The organism is Pseudonocardia zijingensis, from assembly GCF_042657305.1.
GTDB lineage: Bacteria > Actinomycetota > Actinomycetes > Mycobacteriales > Pseudonocardiaceae > Pseudonocardia > Pseudonocardia zijingensis.
Genome location: NZ_JBHSKO010000008.1, coordinates 143,366 through 163,876, shown reverse-complemented (window position 1 = coordinate 163,876; position 20,511 = coordinate 143,366). Strand labels below are relative to the sequence as shown.

The window sequence follows — 20,511 nt, the reverse complement described above, 5'->3', positions numbered from 1 at the left end:
CCGGTCGGACAGATCGAGGGGACACAACTGCGATGAGTCGGACAAGAGGGGTCGCTGCCACCGGGGTGGTCCTGGTGGGGGCGATGCTGCTCGCCGCGTGTGGGACGAACCGGTCGGAGGGGGACGCCGGGGGTTCGTCGTGCGACACCAGCAAGGGCACGCTGGTGATCGGGATGATCGCGCCGATGTCGGGGGGACTGTCGGCGATCGGCCTCGGGATGCGCAACTCGGCCGACCTGGCCGTCGACGAGGCCAACGAGAAGTGCACCGTGCCGGGCTACCAGCTGGCCTTCCAGCCCGAGGACGACCAGAGCCTCCCGCAGATCGCGGCGCAGGCGGCCACCAAGCTCGCCTCCGACCCGGCGGTGGCGGCCGTGGTGGGCACGTACAACTCGTCCACCGCGCAGGCGGCGGCGCCGATCCTGGCCCAGCGGTCGATCGTGCAGATCTCGCCGGGCAACACCGGGCCCGCGCTGACCCGGGGCGAGCAGGCCGCCACCGACCCGAAGCGGCCGTTCCCGACGTACTTCCGGGTGGCGGCGAACGACCTCGTGCAGGGCCCGTTCGGTGCGCGGTACCTCGTGCAGGAGGCGGGCAAGAAGCGGATCGCGGTCATCGACGACGGCAAGACCTACGGCGTCGGGCTGGTCGAGAACTTCGTGACCGAGGCGGAGCGCCTGGGGGCGCGCATCGTCGCCCGGGAGAAGGTGGGGGAGAAGGACACCGACTTCTCGTCGACGATCGCCGCGATCCGCTCGAGCAGGCCGGACGCGGTCTACTACGGCGGGGAGTACCCCGCGGCGGGCCCGCTGTCCAAGCAGCTCGCGGAGGCCGGCCTGGACATCCCGTTGATGGGCGGCGACGGCATCGCCGACCCGCAGTACATCGAGCTGGGCGGGCGCCCCGGTGACTTCGCGACGAACATCGGCGCCCCGGTGGAGTCGCTCCCGAGCGCGCGGGCCTTCGTCGACGCGTACGCCGCTGCCGGCTACCCCGAGCCGTCGAGCGCGTACGGGCCGATGACGTACGACGCGACGAACGTGATCATCCAGGCGCTGGCGGGCGTCGTGGAGGACGGCGAGCTCGACGACGCGGCCCGGGCCGGGCTCATCGACGCCGTGCAGCGCACCGACTACTCCGGGGCGAGCGGGAAGGTGGCGTTCGACGAGTTCGGCGACACGACGAACAAGGTCCTCACGGTCTCCACGGTCGAGGAGGACGGGTTCGTCCCGCTGGACACCGGGGTGTTCGAGCCCGCGAGCTGACCGGCGGTGTCGACACTCCTGTCGCAGATCGTGAACGGCCTGGTGCTCGGGTCGCTGATCGGGCTGATCGCACTGGGCTACACGATGGTCTACGGCATCATCCAGCTGATCAACTTCGCCCACGGCGAGGTGTTCATGGTGGGTGCGTACGGCGGGCTCGCCATCTCCACCTACCTGTTGCCCGCCGTCCTGCAGCAGCAGTGGTGGCTCGCGCTGCCACTGCTGCTCGCGGGGGGCGCCGTGATCTCGGGAGCGGCGGCGGTGGCGATGGAGCGGTTCGCCTACCGGCCGCTGCGCAACGCGCCCCGCCTCGCCCCGCTGATCACGGCGCTCGGGGTGTCGGTCGCGTTGCAGGAGGCGGTGCGGGTGTTCTACCCGGGCGCCTTCTCGCCGCTGCCGTTCCCGCGGGTGTTCCTCGAGGGCGCCTACGTCGTGCCGATCGGCGACGGCGTGCCCGTCCGCTACAGCGGACTGCTGATCATCGTGGTGTCGGTGGTGCTGTCGGTGGCGTTGCAGCGGTTCGTCGACCACTCCCGGCAGGGCCGCGCGATGCGCGCGATCGCGCAGGACCGGGACATCGCCCGGCTGATGGGCATCGACCCGGACCGGGTGATCGTCACGACGTTCGCGCTGGGCGGCGTGCTCGCCGGGGTGGCAGGCGTCCTGTACGGGACCGACCTGGGCTTCGTCAACATCGACATCGGCTTCCAGACCGGGATCTTCGCGTTCACCGCCGCCGTGCTCGGCGGAATCGGGAACATCCGGGGCGCGGTGGTCGGCGGGATGGTGATCGGGCTGGTGAAGACGCTCGGCGGGCAGTACCTGCCGGGCGGCACGGCCTACGACTACGTCTGGATCTTCGTGGTGCTGATCGCGGTGCTGGTGTACCGGCCGCAGGGCTTCTTCGGCGAGCCGGAGCGGGTGCGGGCATGATCGCCACCCCGCTGCGGGTCGCGGGCGGCGTGCTCACCGTCGCCGGCACGTACCTGCCCTGGGCCACCTTCGTGCTGAACGACGGGGCGTACCCGGCGAAGGCCACCCTGGAGTTCTTCACCGAGCCGTTCGGCGTCACCGGCTACCGGGCGCACCTGCTGGCCCTCGGGGTCGCCGTGGTGGTGTTCGCGCTGGTGACGGTTCCCGGGCAGGGGCGGATCCTGCGTGCGCTCGGCGTCGGCGTCGTCGCGGTCAGCGCCGTCAACGGCCTGTGGATCACGGTGGCGGGCGGCGGGCTCGGCGCCGTCACCGTGTCCGACGCCGACGTGGCGTTCGGGGCGCCCGTCGCGCTGGCCGGCGGCGTCCTGGTTCTCGTGGCCGGTGGGCGCGGCCCGCAGGAGGCCGTCCCGGCGTGGCGCCGGCGGTTGCCGCCGTGGTGGGAGCGGCTGATCCTGCTGGGCGTCTTCGTCCTCCTGCTGCTGGTGGTCTCGGCCGTGCTCACCAGCGGCGGGCAGGGCGGCGCGGCGAACGTGTACGCGGGCGCGGTGTTCCTGTCGTTCCTCGCCGCGGCCGGCGCGGGGATCGGCGCGCTGCACGCGTCCGGGCTGGCGTCGTGGGTGGCGGCGGTGTCGGAGCGCCACCGCGGGTTCAGCGTCGGGGTGCTGCTGGCGTGCGCGCTCGCCCTGCCGTTCACCGGGGCGGGCACGGAGTACTGGATGACGGTCGCGGCGAACATCGGCGTCTACGCCGCGGCGGCCATCGGGCTGAACATCGTGGTGGGGCTGGCCGGCCTGCTCGACCTGGGCTACATCGCGTTCCTCGGCATCGGGGCGTTCGTCGCGGCGAACCTCTCCGGTGCGGCGGCCGCGCGGGTGGGCGTCGAGCTGCCGTTCCCGCTCGTGATGCTCGTCAGCGCGGTGGTGGCGGGGTTCTTCGGCGCGATCGTGGGGTCGCCGACCCTGCGGGTCCGGGGCGACTACCTCGCGATCGTCACCCTCGCCTTCGGCGAGATCTTCGTGCGGTCCGCCCAGAACGACATCGGCGGCCTGACCGGCGGCTCGAACGCCATCCCCGGCATCCCGCCGCTGTCGCTGTTCGGCCACGGCTTCGACGAGCGGCTGGCGCTCGGCACCGTCGAGGTGGCCGCGGGCGCGGCGTACTACGTGCTCGTCGTGCTCGTCGTCGCCGCGGCGATGCTCGTCTTCGCCAACCTGAAGGACTCCCGGCTGGGCCGGGCGTGGATCGCGATCCGGGAGGACGAGGACGCGGCCCGCGCGATGGGCATCCGCACCGGGCAGGTCAAGATCCTCGCCTTCCTGGTGGGCGCGATGCTCGCCGGGCTGGCCGGGGCCTTCTACGCGCACAAGACGGCCACGGCCTCCTACGAGAGCTTCCGGTTCATCGAGTCGGTCACCCTGCTCGCCGCCGTGATCCTCGGCGGGATGGGGACGATCCCCGGTGCCGTGCTCGGCGCGTCGATCCTGTTCGTGCTCCCGGAGAAGCTGCGGGAGTTCTCCGACTACCGGCTGCTGCTGTTCGGGATCGCGCTGATCCTCATCATGCGGTTCCGGCCGCAGGGCCTGGTGCCCGACGTCCACCGGCGGGCCGAGCTCGTCTCCGACCCGGAACAGCCCACCGTTGCGCTGCCGGCGGTGCCGGTGAAGGCGGGCCGCTGAATGCCGGGGCAGTCGTTGTGGGACCAGCCCACGGTGGAGATCGGCGCGCCGGTCGTGGCAGGTGACCCGGTGCTGGAGGCCGCCGGCGTCTCCATGCGGTTCGGCGGGCTCGCCGCGCTGCAGGACGTGTCGTTCACGCTCGCCGACGGCGAGGTCATCGGGCTGATCGGCCCGAACGGGGCGGGCAAGACCACGCTCTTCAACTGCCTCACCGGCCTGTACCCGCCCACGTCGGGCTCGGTGACGATGCGCGGGGAACCCCTGCCCCAGGACCCCGCGCGGGTCACCGAGCGCGGGGTGGCCAGGACGTTCCAGAACATCCGGCTCTTCCCGAGCATGACCGCGCGGGAGAACGTGCTGGTCGGCAGGCACGTGCGGATGCGGCAGGGCCTGCTGTCGTCGTTGCTGCACGGGCGGGCGTTCCGGCGCAGCGAGGAGGAGGCCGCGCGGCGGGCGGACGAGCTGCTGGCGTTCGTCGGGCTGAGCGGCATCGCCGACGAGCAGGCGCGCGCCCTGTCCTACGGCGACCAGCGCCGGCTCGAGATCGCCCGTGCGCTGGCCACCGATCCCGCGGTACTGCTGCTCGACGAGCCCACGGCAGGCATGAACGCCCGCGAGACCGAGGCCACCCGGCGGCTGATCCTCGCCATCCGCGGGCTCGGGATCGCGGTGGTCGTCATCGAGCACGACACGAAGTTCATCTTCGGCCTCTGCGACCGCGTGGTGGTGCTCGTGCGCGGGCAGGTCCTGACGCAGGGCCGGCCCGACGTGGTCCGGGGTGACCCCCGCGTCGTCGAGGCCTACCTGGGCGCACCGGTGCCCGGGACGGGAGGAGGGCGATGAGCTACCTCGAGGTCCGCGACCTCACGGTGGCCTACGGCGCCATCCAGGCGGTGCGCGGCGTGTCGTTCGCGGTCGGCCGGGGCGAGATCGTCAGCCTCATCGGCAGCAACGGGGCGGGCAAGACCACCACGCTGCGCACGATCTCCGGGCTGCTGCGGCCCGTCGCGGGGGAGATCCTCCTGGACGGCGAGCCGCTGCACCGGTTGCCCGCGCACGAGATCCTCGCCCGCGGGGTGGCGCACAGCCCGGAGGGCAGGCGGCTCTTCGCCCGCATGACGGTGGAGGAGAACCTGCGCCTGGGCGCCCACACCCGCCGCGACGAGCCCGGGATACGGAGCGACCTGGAGCGGGTCTACGCGATGTTCCCGGTGCTCGGCGAGCGCCGCACCGCCAAGGCCGGCCTGTTCTCCGGCGGTGAGCAGCAGATGCTCGCCATCGGCCGGGCCCTCATGTCGCGCCCGCAGCTGCTCATGCTCGACGAGCCGTCGATGGGGCTCTCGCCGATCATGACCGGGCAGATCCTCGAGACGGTCCGCGCGCTGCGGGACGCGGGCACCACCGTGCTGCTCGTGGAGCAGAACGCGCTGGCGGCCCTGTCGCTGGCCGACCAGGCCTACGTGATCGACCTCGGCCGCACCACGCTGTCGGGCACCGGGGCGCAGCTGCTCGCCGACCCGCGCGTGCAGGAGGCCTACCTCGGCGACGGCGTCACGTGATGGCGGGCAGCCGGCGTTCGAGCCCGCGGGCGAGGTGGTCGATCGTGTCGCCGATCCGCCGGTGCAGCGGGCCCGGCTCCGGGAAGACCGCGACGATGTCGGACCGCGGCGTCGGCAGCCCGGGCAGGACCCGCACGAGCGAACCGTCGTCGAGCAGCGGGGCGACCTGCCACAGCGAGCGCATCACCAGGCCGCGACCCGCCCTACACCAGTCGACGGCCACGTCACCGTCGTTGGTGGTCAGCGCACCGTCGACCCGCACGGTGACCGGATCGTCCTCGGTGCCGAAGCGCCACAGCGCGTAGTCGGCGTCGTTCTCGCGCAGCACGATGCAGTCGTGCCGGGCCAGGTCGTCGAGGGTGCGCGGGACGCCCCGGCGGCTCACGTACTGCGGTGACGCGCAGACGACGCGGCGGTTGCGGTGCAGCATCCGCCAGTGCAGGCGCGAGTCGGGCAGCCTGCCGACGCGCACGGAGAAGTCGAAGGCGGACCCCGCGACGTGGACGGGCAGGTGGGAGAGCTCCAGGTCGATCCGCAGGTCCGGGTGCTCGGACTCCAGCTCGCCGAGCAGCGGCGCGATGTGCGCCCGGCCGAGACCGATCGAGGACTGGACGGCGACCCGGCCGCGCAGGCGCGCTGCTGGCGGCCGATCTCGTCCTCGCCGTCCTCGATCTGGCGCAGCACCGAGCCGGCGACGTCGCGGTAGCGCTCGCCCTCCGGGGTGAGCGTCAACCCGCGGGTGCTGCGGTTGACCAGCTGGGCACCCAGCCGCCGTTCCAGCCGGGAGAGCCGCTTGCTCACCGCCGACACCGAGACCCCCACCGGTGCCCCGCCTCGGTGAGGGTGCTCGCCGCGCAGACCCCGGCGAAGAAGCGGAGGTCGTCGATGCCCGGGAGGTCCACGGCGTTCCTTTCTCCTGAGGAAAGGCTGTCTGGTTCGTACCGCGCTTCGCCGGCCTTCCTTGCCGGAGACGCCAGGGGAAATCCAGGGCACACCGACAGGGAGGTCACCCGTGGCCGCGCGTCGCATCGCCGTGATCCCCGGGGACGGGATCGGCACCGAGGTCGTCCCCGAGGGGGTGCGGGTGCTCACCGCGGCCGCCGAGATCTTCGGGTTCGAGCTCGAGCTGGCCGAGTTCGGCTTCGCCGGCGCCGGGCACTACCTGCGCCACGGCACGATGCTCCCGGACGACTGGTTCGAGCAGCTGCGCCACTTCGACGCCCTGTTCTTCGGTGCCGTCGGGTGGCCCGACGTCGTGCCCGACCACGTCTCGCTGTGGGGAAGCCTGCTGCAGTTCCGCCGCCGGTTCGACCAGTACGTCTCGCTGCGGCCCGCGAAGCTGCTGCGCGGGGTGGCGAGCCCGCTGGCCGGCCGCGCCCCGGGCGGCGTCGACCTGCTCGTCGTGCGGGAGAACACCGAGGGCGAGTACTCCAGCATCGGCGGCAGGATCTTCGAGGGCACCGACCGGGAGACCGTGGTGCAGGAGACGGTCATGACCCGCACGGGCGTCGACCGCATCCTGCGCTACGCGTTCGAGCTGGCGCGCAGCCGCCCGCGCAAGCACCTGACGTCGGCCACCAAGAGCAACGGCATCTCGATCTCCATGCCGTACTGGGACGAGCGCGTGGCGGCGATGGCTGTCGAGTACCCCGACGTCGAGGTGGACAAGTTCCACATCGACATCCTCACGGCCCACTTCGTGCTGCACCCGGGCGGCGCCGTCTCCGGTGCGCTCGCGCCGCTGGGGGCGTGAGGCGCTCCGCGACTTCCTCCGCGGCCGCTGACCGCCGTACGAAGGGCACACCCGTACCGCTCTATCGGACGAGAGTGCCGTTCGTACCAGGGGGCGTCGTGAGACAGTGCTGTCGAGTTCCATCGACAGCACCTGGGAGGGCCGGGGGATGTGGCAGCAGCTCGCGGAGCTGGGGCTCGACACCCGGGAGGCCCGCTTCTACGTCGCGGTGCTCTCCCTGGGGCGCACCACCGTCGCGCGGGCCGCACAGGAGGCCGGGGTGAGCCGCACCAGCGGCTACGACCTGGCGCGGCGCCTGCTGGAGCGCGGGCTGCTGCGCACGATCGACTTCGGTGAGGACGGGCGGCGCGAGGACCGCAGCCGCAGCGAGCTGACCGCCGCCGACCCGTCCGGGCTCTACGAGGAGATCGAGCGCAGGCGCGCGCTTCTCGACGACCTGGTGCCCCAGCTGCGGGCGGTGCAGTCCACCGCGCGCGCCCGGCCGAAGGTGCGCTACCTCGAAGGCGTCGCGGGCATCCGGGAGGCGCTGTTCGAGACGCTCGGCTGGCCCTCGCCCATCCGCGGGATCTTCTCCATGAAGGACCTGTTCGTCGTGCCCGGCGAGGACGCCCTCACGGAGTACGTCGCCGGGCGCCGCGAACACGGGTTGACGCTGCGGGTCGTCCGCTCGGCCGAGCGCGACGTCGCGCTGCGGTGGCCGACGAGCGACGCAGACCTCCGGCTCGCCCGCTACGCGCCGGAGGACTACGTCTTCACGATGACCACGATCATCGGCGAGGACCGGGTCGCGGTGATCTCCTCACGCGAGGAGGGGTTCGCCATGATGATCGAGAGCCACGAGTACGCGCAGACCCAGACGAACCTGTTCGAGGTGCTCTGGAAGGTCAGCACGCCTGCCTGAGGAGACGGGTCACATCTCGCGGTGGCGCAGGTCGGCCGACATCCACGCGCCCCCGATCAGGAACAGGCCGCCCAGCGCGAGCAGCACCACCGGCGTGTAGCCGTAGGGCATCAGGCCGGACAGGCCGACCATGAAGTACGGGTAGAACGCCGGGATGACGCTGGGCAGGCTGTAGCAGATCCCGTAGCCCGACGAGCGGACCTCCACGGGGAACATCTCCATGAGGAAGGCCGAGATCACGGCCCAGACCGTGAGCGAGAGCAGCAGCGCGAGCGCCCCGTAGACCAGCACGGGCGCGGCCGCGGGGGCGCCGGACACCGCGAGCGCCAGCAGCACCGGGGAGACGACCAGGTTGACCGCACCGAGGACCATGAACAGCTCGCGCCGCCCGATCCGCTGCCCCCAGGCCCCGATCAGAGGGAACAGCGGCAGCGCCACCAGCGCGGCGATCAGGATCGCGATGTTCACCGGCGCGCTGGGCACGCCGAGCCCCTTGAAGTGGCCGGCGAACACGCCGATCGTGGCGTCGAGGGTCAACCAGGCACCGGTGCCGACCACGAACGCGATCGTCAGGCTGCGCGCGTGCGCCCGCGAGAACAGCGTGCGCAGCGGGCGGTCCTGCTTCGCGACCTTGCTCCACAGCTCCGACTCCGGTACCGAGCGCACGTAGTAGACGACGATCAGCGCCGACAGCACGAACCCGATCGCGAACGGGATCCGCCACCCCCACACCGCGTACGCGGACTCGGGGCCGTCGGAGGGCAGCACGGCGAGCAGGGCGATCGTCAGCACCGTGATGAAGGCGAGCGCACCTGGGTAGCCGACGTTGAGCAGCGAGCCGTACAGGCCACGCTTCTCCCGCGGCGCGTACTCCATCGCGAGCGGGTTCGCCGCGGTGTACTCGCCACCGAGGAACACGCCGTCGAGCAGGCGCAGCAGCACCAGGACGATCGGGGCCGCCACCCCGATCGTCGCGTACCCGGGCAGCAGCGCGATCAGGCCGGTGCAGATCGTGAACCCGATCGCGACGACGATCGTGGTGCGCCTGCGGCCGAGTCGGTCGCCCATCGAGCCGAAGATGAACGAGCCGAGGGGCCTCCCCAGCAGCGACGCCGCGAAGATCGCGCCGGTGAGCGTCGCGTTCTGCACGGTGCTCGACCCGGTGCCGGAGAAGTAGGCGATCGCCGGGGCCAGCGCGATGACCGGCAGGTAGACGTCGTACATGTCGACGAAGAAGCCGAACATCGCCGCACGCAGGGCGTGCCGGCGCGCCCTGCGGGTGCCGGCCGGTTCGCGCTGCGCGGCGGCCGGGCTCGTCTGGACGGTCGAGGGGGCGGCGTGTTCAGCCACGGCGGGCCTCCTCCTCGTCGGTGCCGACGTGCAGGACCGTGCGCGTCTCCTCCGGCTCGCCGCCGTGCGGCCGGATGATGGAGTGGCGACGCGTGTCGACGGAGAGCTGGAAGATGTCGGCGCGGTTGTAGGTGCCGACCACGTCGTGCGCCTGCTTCGCCACCACCTCGCGCTGCAGGTCGACCTCGGCGTGCAGGATCCCCTCCTTGCCCACCAGCGGCCCCGCGACCGGGCGGCCGTCCGGCCCGATCACCATCGAGGCCGTCGGGTGCGCGGTGAGCAGCTTCTCCAGCCGCGAGTCACCGCGCGCCACCGCCTGCAGCGCCTCGTCGTCGAGCGCCGTCGACGCGACGACCGTGAACACCTTGCCCTCGAACGAGTGGGCGCCGCAGCGCAGCCGGATGCTGTCCTCGAGGTCGTAGTCGCGCTCGTCGGGGCGGCCGTCGAAGGGCCACGCGGGCGGGAACGTCGCGACGTGCATGCGCTCGCCCTGCGCGAGCAGCGTGAACCGGGCCAGCGTGTTGGTGTTCTCGCCGCAGATCAGCGCGCCCAGCTTCCAGCCGTCCAGCTCCGCGGGGCGCAGGTCGTGCGCGTCGCCGTGCGACCAGGTGAGCCGCTCGTACCAGGTGGCCACGAGCTTGCGCCGGTGGTTCACCAGCTCCCCGGTGCGGTCGAAGACGAGGTTGGCGTTCCACACCTGGCCGAGGCTGTGCGGGTTGCGCTCGTTCACGCCGATCGACAGCACCACGTCGTGGCGGCGGGCCGTGGCGGCGAGGCGTTCCGCGGCCGGCCCGGGCACCTCGAGGGACTCGGCCACCAGGCGCTCGTGCAGGTCGTGCTGGTCGATCGGGGCGAGGACCCCGTTCCAGACCGGGAACCCGGCGAGGAACGCCTCGCCGAAGACCACGAGCTCGGCGCCGTCGCGGGCAGCCGCGGCGACCAGGTCGTCGACCTTGTCGAGGCTGGCTTGCAGGTCGAGGAACACCGGGGCGGCCTGCACGGCGGCCACCCGGACGCGGGGGAGGGTGAGTGGGGGCATGGATGTCCTTCCCGGTTGTCGTCACATCTCGACGATCGCAGCCACCTGAGGGGCGAACCGGCCGCGTGGTCGGGGACGATAGGTGCTCTACGTGCTAGGGAAGAAGAGCTTGCGAGGGGGGTGGAGTGTCGACGAATTTCGACAACATCCGGTAAGGTGGTTCGCGCTTCGCGTTGCCGCGCGCGTCGTGCCAGGTAGGCGGGCGTCAGAGCGGGCGCGAGCCGTTCCGTGCGGCGTTCTTGGTGACGTCCGTCACATTCGTGCGCGTGAACGGCGATGAGAATCCCGCGGGTCCGCGGCGTTACCGCGGGATTGCGGCGCTTCAACCCTGGCCTCAGGTTGCTCGGGGACGATGAGCCGCACAGCATCGACTGGGGGCGGGCCGGCGTGCGGATCATGATCGCGGATGACGAGGCGGCCATCCGTGAGTCGCTGGAGCGGGTGCTCCAGGTCGAGGGCTACGACACCAGCACCGTCGCCAACGGTCTCGCCGTGCTCGACGGGGTGGGTGATGACCCGCCGGACCTGCTCGTCCTCGACGTGATGATGCCCCGCCTCGGCGGGTTGGAGACCTGCCGGCGGTTGCGGGCGGCGGGCCGGGATCTGCCGGTGCTGATGCTGACCGCCCGGGACCAGGTCTCCGACCGGGTCGCGGGGCTGGACGCGGGCGCTGACGACTACCTGCCCAAGCCGTTCGCCACCGAGGAGTTGCTGGCCCGGGTGCGGGCCCTGCTGCGTCGGCGCACGCCGGGCGACGACGAGTCGCAGATCCTCTCGTTCGCCGACGTCCGGCTCGATCCCGACAGGTTCGAGGCGTGGCGGGGCGCGCGGCCACTGCACCTGACCCGGACCGAGTTCTCCCTGCTGCACGTCCTGATGCGCAACGCGACCCGGGTGTTGACCCGCGCGGCGCTGTTCGAAGCGATCTGGGGCTTCGACATGAGCACCACCGCCAACAACCTCCAGGTGTACGTGAGCTACCTGCGCCGCAAGATGGAGGCCGGGGGAGAGCCGCGATTGATCTACACGCTGCGCGGCCTCGGGTACACGTTGCGCGAGACTCCTCCATGAACAGGAGCGCCGCCCGCTGGGGCTGGCGACGGCCGGCCCGGTGGTGGCGCAGGCGGTCCCTGCGGACCAGGCTGACGGTGATCGCGGCGACGGCCATCGCGGTCAGCGTGTTCGTGGCCTTGCAGGTGGCCATCGAGCTGCTGGACTCGGAGCTGCAGGACACCGCCGAGGAACAGCTGCGCGCCGACTCCCGCGTCCTGGCGACGAGCGCGGAGCGCGCCGGTCTGGCGCAGGTCCAGCTACCGCCGTATCCCGGAGCGGGTCGGCTGGTCCGGGTCGTCCTGCCCGACGGCTCGACCCGGACGCCGGCCGGCCAACCCGCGCTGCCCCCGGTCAGCGAGCACGCCGGGCCGGTGGCGCAGGGCGCGTCGGCCGACCTGGTGGAGTCGAACGGCACCGACGAGGACGGCTACCTCATCTACACGCTCCGGGCGGGCGACGGCGCGGTCCAGGTGGCCGCCCGCGTCGCCGACGACGCCCCGATCGACCGGTTCGGGTGGGGCATGCTGGTGACCGGGCTGCTCTGCGTGGTCGGCGGCGCCCTCGTCGGGCGGACCGTGGCGCGGACCGGGCTGGCACCGATCGACCGGCTGACCGCCGCCGCGGTCCGTGTCGCGCACACCCAGGATCTCGACGCCGACCTCCCGGACGAGGGCGGTGGGGAGATCCGGCGGCTGATCCGGTCGATCAACGACATGCTCGCCGCGCTCCGGGACTCCCGCCGGGCCCAGCGGCTGCTCGCCGAGGACGCCGCCCACGAGCTCAGGACCCCGCTCACCAGCCTGCGTCTCAACGTCGAACTGCTGATCCGGCTCGGCCGGCGCGGCACCCTGGACAGCGCACTGCCGGCCGAGAGCCGGACCCGGCTGCTCAACGACCTCGGCGCCCAGGTGGCCGAGTTGAGCAACCTCGCCGCCGAGCTGACCGACCTGGCGCGCGGTGACGTCAACGACGAGAGCACCGAGCTGCTCGACCTCGCCGACGTCGTGGGGACCGCCACGACCCGCGTGCGTTCCCGCGTGCCCGACATCGAGATCGCGCTCGACGTCGCATCCGTGTGGGTGAGTGGCCGTCCCGCTGCGCTCCAGCGGGCGGTGCTCAACCTCGTCGACAACGCCGGCAAGTTCTCCCCCGCGGACCAGCCGGTCCAGGTCCGGCTCCGTGCCGAAGAGGCGTAGGCGGTGCTCGAGGTCGACGACGCCGGGCCGGGCATCGACGCCGCCGACGTGCCGCGGGTGTTCGACCGCTTCTACCGTGCCGACAGCGCCCGGGCGTTGCCGGGATCCGGTCTGGGGCTGTCGATCGTGCAGCGGGTCGTCGACGCCCACGGCGGCCGGGTCACCGTCGCCCGGTCCGCACGCGGTGGCGCGCTGCTCCGGGTCGACCTTCCGGCTGCCGAGCCGCCCGCCCCGATCGCGCGGCTCACCGCCGGGGAGGACAACGCGTTCTAACGGTCGTTTCAGATTCGGTCGATAGGAAGTCGGTGTCAGATCGCACCACCGGACACCTGAAGAGAGACCGACATGACCAGGACCTGCCCATCATCGGCACGGAAGAGACCTTCTCCACCCATGAGCTGATGGTGCTGAACGACCGGCTGTTCCTCGAGGACACCGGGCTCGCCGAGATCGGCCCGCGCCGCATCGGCGCGATGGATGATGCGGGGATCAACGTGCAGATCCTGTCCGCGCACACGCCAGGTGTGCAGAATGTGCCAGGTCAAGAGGGCATCGACTTCGCGCATCGTCTCAACAAGATGCTCGTCGAGGGGCCGATGGCCACCTATCCCGGGCGGTTCCAGGCATTTGCGACCTTGCCGCTGCAGAGTCCGGAGGCCTCGGCCGACGAACTGGAACGCGCAGTTCGGCAGGATGGCTTCCTGGGATGTCTGACCAATGGCATCATCGGGAAGAAATTCCTCGACCATCCTGACTTCGAGCCTCTTCTGGCGCGAGCCGAATCCCTGGGCAAGCCGATTTACATCCATCCGGGCCTTCCGCCCGACGAGGTGTTCCAGATCTACTACAGCAACATGCGGCCGGAATACCAGGAGGAGTTCCAGGACCAGGTTCTCAGCATCTCCGCATATGGATGGCACCAGGAAGTCGTCACCCAGTGCGTCCGGGTGATCACCTCAGGGGTGTTCGACAGGCATCCCGGGCTCCAGATCATCATCGGTCACATGGGGGAGGGGCTTCCGTTCTTCTACAGGCGCATCCTGGAGAAGATGACCGAAGTGACCGAGCGGAGCCTGGACAAGCCGTTCGAGCAGTACTTCCATGACAACTTCTGGTTCACGACCAGTGCGTTCCCCCAGACTGAACTGCTCGATCTCCTGCTGAGGTACATGAGTGTGGACCGGGTGATGTTCGCAACCGACTACCCGTTTGCGGACATGAAAGTCCAAACCGACTGGTTCCGGGGGTCGATCTGCCACGCGAGGACAAGGAGAAGATCGCGTTCCGAAATGCGGAAAAACTGTTCGGAATGAAAGTCTGACGACCGGGATCGCATCCTGCGCACCGACGAGCCGGTGACCCGCGTTCCCGCTGGTCACCGGCTCGGGGCTAGATCGATCTCAGTCGAGGTAGTCGCGCAGCACCTGCGACCGCGACGGGTGGCGCAGCTTCGACATCGTCTTGGACTCGATCTGCCGGATGCGCTCGCGCGTGACCCCGTAGACCTGGCCGATCTCGTCGAGCGTGCGCGGCTGGCCGTCGGTGAGGCCGAACCGCAGCCGCACGACACCCGCCTCGCGCTCCGACAGGGTGGCCAGCACCGACTGCAGCTGGTCCTGCAGCAGCGTGAAGCTCACCGCGTCGACCGCGACGACCGCCTCGGAGTCCTCGATGAAGTCGCCGAGCTGCGAATCGCCCTCGTCACCGATGGTCTGGTCGAGCGAGATGGGCTCCCTGGCGTACTGCTGGATCTCCAGCACCTTCTCCGGGGTGATGTCCATCTCCTTGGCCAGCTCCTCCGGCGTGGGCTCGCGGCCCAGGTCCTGGAGCAGCTCGCGCTGTATGCGGCCGAGCTTGTTGATGACCTCGACCATGTGCACCGGGATGCGAATGGTGCGGGCCTGGTCGGCCATCGCGCGGGTGATGGCCTGGCGGATCCACCACGTGGCGTAGGTCGAGAACTTGTAGCCCTTGGTGTAGTCGAACTTCTCGACCGCACGGATGAGGCCCAGGTTGCCCTCCTGGATCAGGTCCAGGAACGCCATGCCGCGGCCCGTGTAGCGCTTGGCCAGCGACACGACGAGGCGCAGGTTGGCCTCGAGCAGGTGGTTCTTGGCGCGCTCACCGTCGCGGACGATCCAGCGCAGGTCGCGGCGCAGCTGCGGCGACACCTTCTCGCCTGCGTCGATCGAGCGGCGCATCCGCTCCGCGGCGTAGAGGCCCGCCTCGATCCGTTTGGCGAGCTCGACCTCCTCCTCCGCGTTGAGCAGCGCGACCTTGCCGATCTGCTTCAGGTATGCGCGGACCGAGTCGGCGGAAGCCGTGAGCTCGGCGTCCTTGCGCGCCTGGCGCAGCGCCTCGGACTCCTCCTCGTCCCAGACGAAGTCGGCCGACTGCTTCTGCTGCGAGCTGCGCGTGGTGGGCGCACGACGGTTGGCGCCGGTGTTGGCGACCTCCTCGTCGTCGTCATCGTCGTCGTCATCGTCGTCGTCCACGACCTCGGCGACGTCCTCACCGAGGTCCAGATCGACGTCGACGTCCTCGAGCTCGGCTTCGGCAGCGCCGTCCAGCTCTACCTCGCCGTCGAGGTCGGTGGGCTCGCCGTCGCCGGCCGGGCCCGCCTTCTTCGTGGACTTGCCCGCCGTCTTGGCGGCCCCACCCTTGGTCGCGCCCGTGCGGGACCGGGTGGTGCCGGTCTTGGTGGAGGCACCCGATCGCTTGCCGGATCGGCGAGCGGGGGCGGGACCTGTCGCCGGGTCGACGGTCGGGTCGATTCGGGTTGCGGAGTCTGCGGCTGCCACTAGGCCCTCTCGCTGCGTGCGCTCTATGGTGCGCCGGGAGACGTCGAGCTCCGGCTGCTGGTCGAGAATGTTGTGCTGGTACCTCGGCCGATGGCGCTCGGTCTCTGGTGTTGAGGGCCATCCCGCTCCGGGGTACTGCGCCATTGTAACTGCGTGTGCCGCAGTGGGCTGAAGCTGCGCCCGCTCGGCCCGGCGCGCACACGCGCGCACACCCGTGTGATCGGATGGTGACCGTGAACGAGGCCAGCCCCACCGCTGCGAGCAGTCCCGCCGGCCCGGCCGCTCCCGCCGGAGACGAGCCCGCTGACCTGCGCCGAACCGCCGAGGACATCGTCAAGGGTGCCGCCGAGCACCTCGCCGGGCTGCCCCGCCCGTGGGACGAGCGCGGCGCGGCGGCCGAGGGCGTGGCCACGAAGAGCACCCCCACCGACGTCGTCACCGCCTCCGACCACGCGCTGGAGGTCTTCATCCGCGAGCGCCTCGCCGCGCTGCGCCCCGGCGACGCCGTCGTGGGGGAGGAGCACGGCAGCACCGCGGGCGAGTCGCGCACCATGTGGCTCGTCGACCCCATCGACGGCACGGTCAACTTCCTCTACGGCATGCCCTGGTACGCCATCTCCGTGGCCGCCGTCCGCGACGGCCGGTCGGTGGCGGGCGCCGTCATCGAACCCGCCTCCGGCCGCCTGTGGAGCGCCGCCGTGGGTGCGGGCGCCACCCTCGACGGGCGCCCGCTGCGCGTGTCGGGGGCCACCGAGCTGTCGCTGTCACTGCTCGGCACCGGCTTCTCCTACCGCGCCGAGCGCCGCACCCGTCAGGTCCGCATGATCAGCGGCATGCTGCCGCACGTGCGCGACGTGCGGCGGGCGGGCGCCGCCTCCCTCGACCTCTGCGCCGTCGCCGCCGGCTGGGCCGACGCCTACCTCGAACACGGCTGCAACTGGTGGGACTGGGCCGCCGGCGCGCTCATCGCCGAGGAGGCCGGCGCGCTCGTGCGCACACCCGGCCCCACCGGCAGCGTGCCCCCCGACGACGGCCTCGGCCCCGACGCCCTCTTCGCCGCCACCCCCGCCATCGCCGAGGCCCTCGCCGACCTGGCGCGCAAGCACGGCGCCGCCGAGGTCTGACGGCCCGCGCACGCCCGGTGGCGTCGGCACCGGCGGCCCTCGCACACCGGTTCCGTGGTCGCGCATTGGTTGTGGTGCTGGCACACCGGTTGCAGTCGGTGTGTGGGGCCTACCGGTGGTGTGTGAGCGCGGTGGCGGCCGGCGGCTGGGCGGTCTCGCGCACTGGTTTCGTGGTCGCGCATCGGTTGTGGTGGCGAGACATCGGTTGCAGTTGGTGTGTGGGCGCGTATGTCGGTGTGTGAGGCGGTGCCGGCGGCGGTGGTGGTGTCGCACATCGGTTTCGTGGTCGCGCATTGGTTGTGGTGCTGGCACATCGGTTGCAGTTGGTGTGTGGGGCCTACCGGTGGTGTGTGAGCGCGGTGGCGGCCGGGGCTGGGCGGTCTCGCGCACTGGTTTCGTGGTCGCGCATCGGTTGTGGTGCTGGCACATCGGTTGCAGTCGGTGTGTGGGCGCCACTGGTGGTGTGTGAGGGCGTCGACGATCAGTGGCGGCTTGCGCGCGACCAGTGGCGCCGGTGCATCGGAGCGTCTGCGTCGGCGGCCGCGCGGCGGCGTCGCACATCGATTTCGTGCTCGCGCACCGGTTGTGGTGCTGGCACACCGGTTGCAGTCGGTGTGTGGGGCCTACCGGTGGTGTGTGAGCGCGGTGGCGGCCGGCGGCTGGGCGGTCTCGCGCACTGGTTTCGTGGTCGCGCACCGGTTGTGGTGGCGGGACACCGGTTGCAGTTGGTGTGTGGGGCCTACCGGTGGTGTGTGAGCGCGGTGGCGGCCGGCGGCTGGGCGGTCTCGCGCACCGGTTTCGTGGTCGCACATCGGGTGTGGTGTTCGCACGTCGGTTGCAGTCGGTGTGAGAGCCCCACAGGTGGTGTGCGAGCGGCGGGCGGCCCGCCCGCGCATGCCGGGGGCTGATTGCCCTGCAGGGCTCAGCAGCTGGCGTCGCGCGCCTCTTCGACGAGCTCCGGGTCGACGGTCATGGGGGCGGGGGCGGCCGCGGCGGCGTTCGGGTCGGCGTTGGCCGCGCCGTCGGTGCCGCCGCCCGGCTCGCTGAGCTGGTCGAGCGCGTCGCGCGCCGCGCGGCCCGGGTTGAAGTCGCCGAAGCCCGTGCCCACGGACACGTCCACGCCGGCGTCGGGGCGGCCGTCGCGCACGAGCTCGGCGCACGGCATCACGAGCAGGAGCGTGCTGGCCGTCGCCTCGCCGGCCGCGCCGAAGCGCAGCTGGCCGTAGCACTCCATGTCCTCGTCGGGGAAGAGCGGGTCGTTGTCGGTGCCGGTGACGGAGAACCCGAGGTCGCCGAGCTGCGCGGCCACCAGGCTCGCCTGCCCGCGCTGCCCGCCCGCGTTGAGCACGCGCACCTGCGTGGTGGCGGGCGGGACGGGCGGCACGGCGTCCAGCGCACCGGTGGAGAGCACCTCGCCCGCCGGCTGGGCGGCGGGCGTCGGGCAGGACGTGGCGCTCGCCGCGCCGCCCGCGTTGACGAACACGACGCTCCACGTCGCGATCGCCAGCACCGCCAGCACGCTGACGACGACGATCACCGGCCCCCGCCTGCGGCGCTGGTAGGGGCGGGTACGGGCAGCGGTCATCGGTCGAGTCCCTCCGCGAGCACGTGGTGGCCCAGCGCGACGAGCGGGGCGAGGCTGCCGTCGAGGCCGGCGGCCATGGATGCGGGCACCATCCCGGCCTGCACGCGCGCGAGGATGCCGGCGAGCACGACGCCCAGCTTGAACGCACCGAAGGCGACGTACCACGGCAGCGGGGCGAGGTCGAGCCCGGTGCCCGCGGCGTAGGCGGCCGCCACCTCGTCGCGGCGCAGGAAGCCGGGCAGCCGGGTGGGGCTCGGCAGGTGCTGCGCCGCCCGCCATACCGGGTGCTCGTCGGCCTGGTGCCAGTAGACGAGAAGGAGCCCGAGGTCGGCGAGGGGGTCGCCGAGCGTGGAGAGCTCCCAGTCGAGCACCGCCCGGATGCGGCCGGGGTCGGCGGCGTCGAACAGGCAGTTGTCGATGCGGTAGTCGCCGTGGACGATCGTGTGCCGCTGGGTGGCGGGCACCGCGTCGGCGAGCCGCTCCGCGAGGCGCGACAGCTCGGCCGCGGTGGCGGGGTCGGCGGGTACGCCGTCGCGGGCCTGCTCCCACTGGGCCACCCAGCGCCGCACCTGCCGGGAGAGGAAGCCCTCCGGGCGGCCGAAATCGCCGAGGCCGACGGCGTGCGGGTCGACGGCGTGCAGGGCGACGAGCACGTCGACGAGCGCCGTGCTCGCCGCGCGCCGCTCCTGCTCGGTGGCGGCCCAGCCGGGCGGCAACTCGCCCACCGGGACGACGCCCTCGATGAGTTCCATCACGTAGCAGGGCGCGTCGACCGGTGGTCCGCCCGTGGTGGCGGCGAGCACCGCCGGTACCGGCACGGCGGTGCCTGCGAGGGCCGTGATCACCCGCCGCTCGCGCCCCATGTCGTGGGCCGTGGCCGCGACGCGGCCCACCGGCGGGCGGCGCAGCACCACGGCGCCAGCGGGGCTTTCCACCCGGTAGGTGAGGTTCGACCGGCCGCCCCCGATGGGGTGCAGGGTGCAGTGGAGCCAGCGCTCGTCGCCGAGCTCGTCGGCGAGCCAGCGGCCCACTGCGGAGGGGGCGGCCCCCGGCACCGGCGCGGGGCCGCTGCGCGCGCGCTCGTCGCGCTCGGGAGAGACAGCCACGGCGGGAACCCTAACCGCGCAGACGGACGCCACCTCCGGGCGACACGGGCAGGGGTGTGAACGCCCGCGGCCTGGGTTACCCTTCGGCGCCCCGAGGGGGAGCTCCACCATCGCGGGCGCGATAGCGCATCGCGACCGTGAGTGGGGCTGGGTTGAGACATGCGTCACAGAATTGCCGGGCACAAACCCCGGCCCCAGGGCGTTGTCCAGCCGCACGACGACGACATGTGTGTAAGAGGGTGGGAACGATGGCGACCGACTACGACGCGCCGCGGCGCAACGAGACCGACGACATGGCCGAGGACTCGCTCGACGAGCTGAAGGCCCGTCGCAACGAGGCCCAGTCGTCGGTCGTGGACGTCGACGAGTCGGACACGGCGGAGAGCTTCGAGCTGCCGGGCGCCGACCTGTCCGGCGAGGAGCTCACGGTCAAGGTGCTGCCCAAGCAGGCCGATGAGTTCACCTGCGCGAGCTGCTTCCTCGTCCACCACCGCAGCCGGCTCGCGTCCAGCAGCGGTGGGCAGTTCATCTGCCGCGACTGCGCGGCCTGATCCCCCCGGTCACCGGGGGGCGACGCCCCGAACCGCACGGCGGTTCGGGGCTGTGTCGTATCCGGGTCGTGTCCCGGGGCGCCCGTCAGCGTCCGAGCGCCGCGACCAGTGCGTCCGGGTCCCGCGTGCTGACGATCCAGTACGGCGTGTCGTCGGCCGGGTCGGTGACCTCGATCCGGACGACCGGGCCGATCCACGCGCGGTGCACCAGGTTGGCGGCGGGGTCGAGGTCGGGGCCCAGGGCCTGCTGCTTGTCCTCCCGCCGCACGACGTCCACCTGGCCGACGTAGCGCAGCGGCAGCCGCGCCTCGCCCGCGTGCAGCACGCCGTCGGCCACCCGCACCCGGATGTGCCCCAGCCAGAACAGCGCGCCGATGCAGAGCGGCACCGTGATCGCGTAGCCGATCCACGAGCGCACGCCCGGGTAGCCCATGTGCACCTCTGCGCCCAGCAGCACCGCGAGTCCGATGGCCGGCAGGTACCACCACAGCGGCACCGACAACCGCTCGTCGAACCGAGGGGTGCCGGACGTCGCATCGGGAGTGGTCGCCGGGTTCTCGCTCACAGGACCCGAGGGTAACGTCGCCCGTCGTGCCCGGCCCCGTCGATGCTCCCCACC

21 protein-coding genes and 1 pseudogene are annotated in these 20,511 nt (G+C 72.0%); 14 read left to right on the top strand and 8 right to left on the bottom strand.

The features are described 5' to 3' along the window. Positions 1-32 precede the first annotated feature (32 nt). Genes ACFPL3_RS18450 through ACFPL3_RS18430 form a run of 5 tightly spaced genes read left to right on the top strand, consistent with a single transcriptional unit; the run spans position 33 to position 5,433 of the window. Positions 33-1,265, top strand: a complete 1,233-nt coding sequence (locus ACFPL3_RS18450; RefSeq protein ID WP_343938806.1) for a branched-chain amino acid ABC transporter substrate-binding protein — start codon at positions 33-35, stop codon at positions 1,263-1,265. A 6-nt stretch (positions 1,266-1,271) separates the two neighbouring features. Then, positions 1,272-2,198 carry a branched-chain amino acid ABC transporter permease gene (locus ACFPL3_RS18445; protein WP_343938808.1) on the top strand — a complete coding sequence of 309 codons (927 nt, stop codon included), beginning with the start codon at positions 1,272-1,274 and terminating at the stop codon, positions 2,196-2,198. Continuing rightward, positions 2,195-3,874, top strand: a complete 1,680-nt coding sequence (locus tag ACFPL3_RS18440; protein WP_343938810.1) for a branched-chain amino acid ABC transporter permease — start codon at positions 2,195-2,197, stop codon at positions 3,872-3,874. The genes ACFPL3_RS18445 and ACFPL3_RS18440 overlap by 4 nt, the downstream gene beginning before the upstream one ends. Continuing rightward, on the top strand, positions 3,875-4,717 hold the full coding sequence (locus tag ACFPL3_RS18435; protein ID WP_343938811.1) for an ABC transporter ATP-binding protein: 843 nt from the start codon (positions 3,875-3,877) through the stop codon (positions 4,715-4,717). Further along, the gene (locus ACFPL3_RS18430) at positions 4,714-5,433 is read left to right on the top strand and encodes an ABC transporter ATP-binding protein (RefSeq protein ID WP_343938813.1); all 720 of its coding nucleotides are present in this window, start codon (positions 4,714-4,716) and stop codon (positions 5,431-5,433) included. Before ACFPL3_RS18435 ends, ACFPL3_RS18430 begins: the two co-directional genes overlap by 4 nt. Here the strand turns inward: ACFPL3_RS18430 and ACFPL3_RS18425 are convergent. Next, positions 5,426-6,013: a LysR substrate-binding domain-containing protein gene (locus tag ACFPL3_RS18425; protein WP_379589439.1), complete on the bottom strand. Its 588-nt coding sequence runs from the start codon at positions 6,011-6,013 to the stop codon at positions 5,426-5,428. The genes ACFPL3_RS18430 and ACFPL3_RS18425 overlap by 8 nt on opposite strands. On the opposite strand from ACFPL3_RS18425, the gene ACFPL3_RS18420 reads away from it, so the two are divergent. Beyond that, positions 5,945-6,139 carry a hypothetical protein gene (locus tag ACFPL3_RS18420; protein ID WP_343938849.1) on the top strand — a complete coding sequence of 65 codons (195 nt, stop codon included), beginning with the start codon at positions 5,945-5,947 and terminating at the stop codon, positions 6,137-6,139. The two genes, ACFPL3_RS18425 and ACFPL3_RS18420, sit on opposite strands and share 69 nt — an antisense overlap. 56 nt (positions 6,140-6,195) lie before the next feature. On the opposite strand, the pseudogene ACFPL3_RS18415 reads toward ACFPL3_RS18420, so the two are convergent. Next, positions 6,196-6,462 (bottom strand): annotated as a pseudogene (locus tag ACFPL3_RS18415) (hypothetical protein); the annotation flags it as partial. Here ACFPL3_RS18415 and ACFPL3_RS18410 point away from each other — a divergent pair. Together ACFPL3_RS18410 and ACFPL3_RS18405 are read left to right on the top strand one after the other, a co-directional pair. After that, positions 6,446-7,186, top strand: a complete 741-nt coding sequence (locus tag ACFPL3_RS18410; protein WP_343938815.1) for an isocitrate/isopropylmalate family dehydrogenase — start codon at positions 6,446-6,448, stop codon at positions 7,184-7,186. The pseudogene ACFPL3_RS18415 and the gene ACFPL3_RS18410 sit on opposite strands and share 17 nt — an antisense overlap. 106 nt (positions 7,187-7,292) lie before the next feature. Then, entirely contained in the window at positions 7,293-8,087 is a 795-nt protein-coding gene (locus ACFPL3_RS18405) for a helix-turn-helix domain-containing protein (RefSeq protein WP_343938817.1), read from the top strand. Between the two features lie 9 nt (positions 8,088-8,096). On the opposite strand, the gene ACFPL3_RS18400 is transcribed toward ACFPL3_RS18405, so the two are convergent. Both ACFPL3_RS18400 and ACFPL3_RS18395 read right to left on the bottom strand, forming a co-directional pair. After that, positions 8,097-9,437, bottom strand: coding sequence for an MFS transporter (locus ACFPL3_RS18400; protein ID WP_343938819.1), 1,341 nt, complete (start codon positions 9,435-9,437; stop codon positions 8,097-8,099). After that, positions 9,430-10,476 (bottom strand): carbon-nitrogen hydrolase family protein, encoded by a 1,047-nt coding sequence (locus ACFPL3_RS18395; RefSeq protein WP_343938821.1) that lies wholly within the window; start codon positions 10,474-10,476, stop codon positions 9,430-9,432. The genes ACFPL3_RS18400 and ACFPL3_RS18395 overlap by 8 nt, the downstream gene beginning before the upstream one ends. A 387-nt stretch (positions 10,477-10,863) precedes the next feature. Between ACFPL3_RS18395 and ACFPL3_RS18390 the strand changes: the two genes are divergently transcribed. The 4 genes from ACFPL3_RS18390 to ACFPL3_RS18375 are packed head-to-tail and all read left to right on the top strand — an operon-like array spanning position 10,864 to position 14,038. After that, positions 10,864-11,547: a response regulator transcription factor gene (locus tag ACFPL3_RS18390; protein ID WP_343938843.1), complete on the top strand. Its 684-nt coding sequence runs from the start codon at positions 10,864-10,866 to the stop codon at positions 11,545-11,547. Further along, on the top strand, positions 11,544-12,725 hold the full coding sequence (locus tag ACFPL3_RS18385; RefSeq protein WP_379589395.1) for a sensor histidine kinase: 1,182 nt from the start codon (positions 11,544-11,546) through the stop codon (positions 12,723-12,725). The genes ACFPL3_RS18390 and ACFPL3_RS18385 overlap by 4 nt, the downstream gene beginning before the upstream one ends. A gap of 3 nt (positions 12,726-12,728) precedes the next feature. Next, entirely contained in the window at positions 12,729-12,998 is a 270-nt protein-coding gene (locus ACFPL3_RS18380) for an ATP-binding protein (RefSeq protein WP_343938825.1), read from the top strand. Positions 12,999-13,030: 32 nt separating this feature from the next. Next, positions 13,031-14,038 carry an amidohydrolase family protein gene (locus ACFPL3_RS18375; protein WP_343938826.1) on the top strand — a complete coding sequence of 336 codons (1,008 nt, stop codon included), beginning with the start codon at positions 13,031-13,033 and terminating at the stop codon, positions 14,036-14,038. A gap of 87 nt (positions 14,039-14,125) precedes the next feature. On the opposite strand, the gene ACFPL3_RS18370 is transcribed toward ACFPL3_RS18375, so the two are convergent. Beyond that, on the bottom strand, positions 14,126-15,553 hold the full coding sequence (locus ACFPL3_RS18370; protein WP_343938845.1) for an RNA polymerase sigma factor: 1,428 nt from the start codon (positions 15,551-15,553) through the stop codon (positions 14,126-14,128). Positions 15,554-15,834: 281 nt separating this feature from the next. Between ACFPL3_RS18370 and ACFPL3_RS18365 the strand changes: the two genes are divergently transcribed. Beyond that, positions 15,835-16,650: an inositol monophosphatase family protein gene (locus ACFPL3_RS18365; RefSeq protein ID WP_379589436.1), complete on the top strand. Its 816-nt coding sequence runs from the start codon at positions 15,835-15,837 to the stop codon at positions 16,648-16,650. Positions 16,651-17,572: 922 nt separating this feature from the next. On the opposite strand, the gene cei is transcribed toward ACFPL3_RS18365, so the two are convergent. Next, entirely contained in the window at positions 17,573-18,235 is a 663-nt protein-coding gene (gene cei / locus ACFPL3_RS18360) for an envelope integrity protein Cei (protein WP_343938830.1), read from the bottom strand. Further along, on the bottom strand, positions 18,232-19,341 hold the full coding sequence (locus tag ACFPL3_RS18355) for a phosphotransferase family protein (RefSeq protein WP_343938832.1): 1,110 nt from the start codon (positions 19,339-19,341) through the stop codon (positions 18,232-18,234). The genes cei and ACFPL3_RS18355 overlap by 4 nt, the downstream gene beginning before the upstream one ends. Before the next feature lie 248 nt (positions 19,342-19,589). On the opposite strand from ACFPL3_RS18355, the gene ACFPL3_RS18350 reads away from it, so the two are divergent. Then, the gene (locus ACFPL3_RS18350) at positions 19,590-19,892 is read left to right on the top strand and encodes a DUF4193 domain-containing protein (RefSeq protein ID WP_075949968.1); all 303 of its coding nucleotides are present in this window, start codon (positions 19,590-19,592) and stop codon (positions 19,890-19,892) included. Positions 19,893-19,977: 85 nt separating this feature from the next. Here ACFPL3_RS18350 and ACFPL3_RS18345 read toward each other — a convergent pair whose 3' ends face one another. Next, positions 19,978-20,457: a DUF3093 domain-containing protein gene (locus ACFPL3_RS18345; RefSeq protein ID WP_343938837.1), complete on the bottom strand. Its 480-nt coding sequence runs from the start codon at positions 20,455-20,457 to the stop codon at positions 19,978-19,980. Positions 20,458-20,511: the final 54 nt, after the last annotated feature.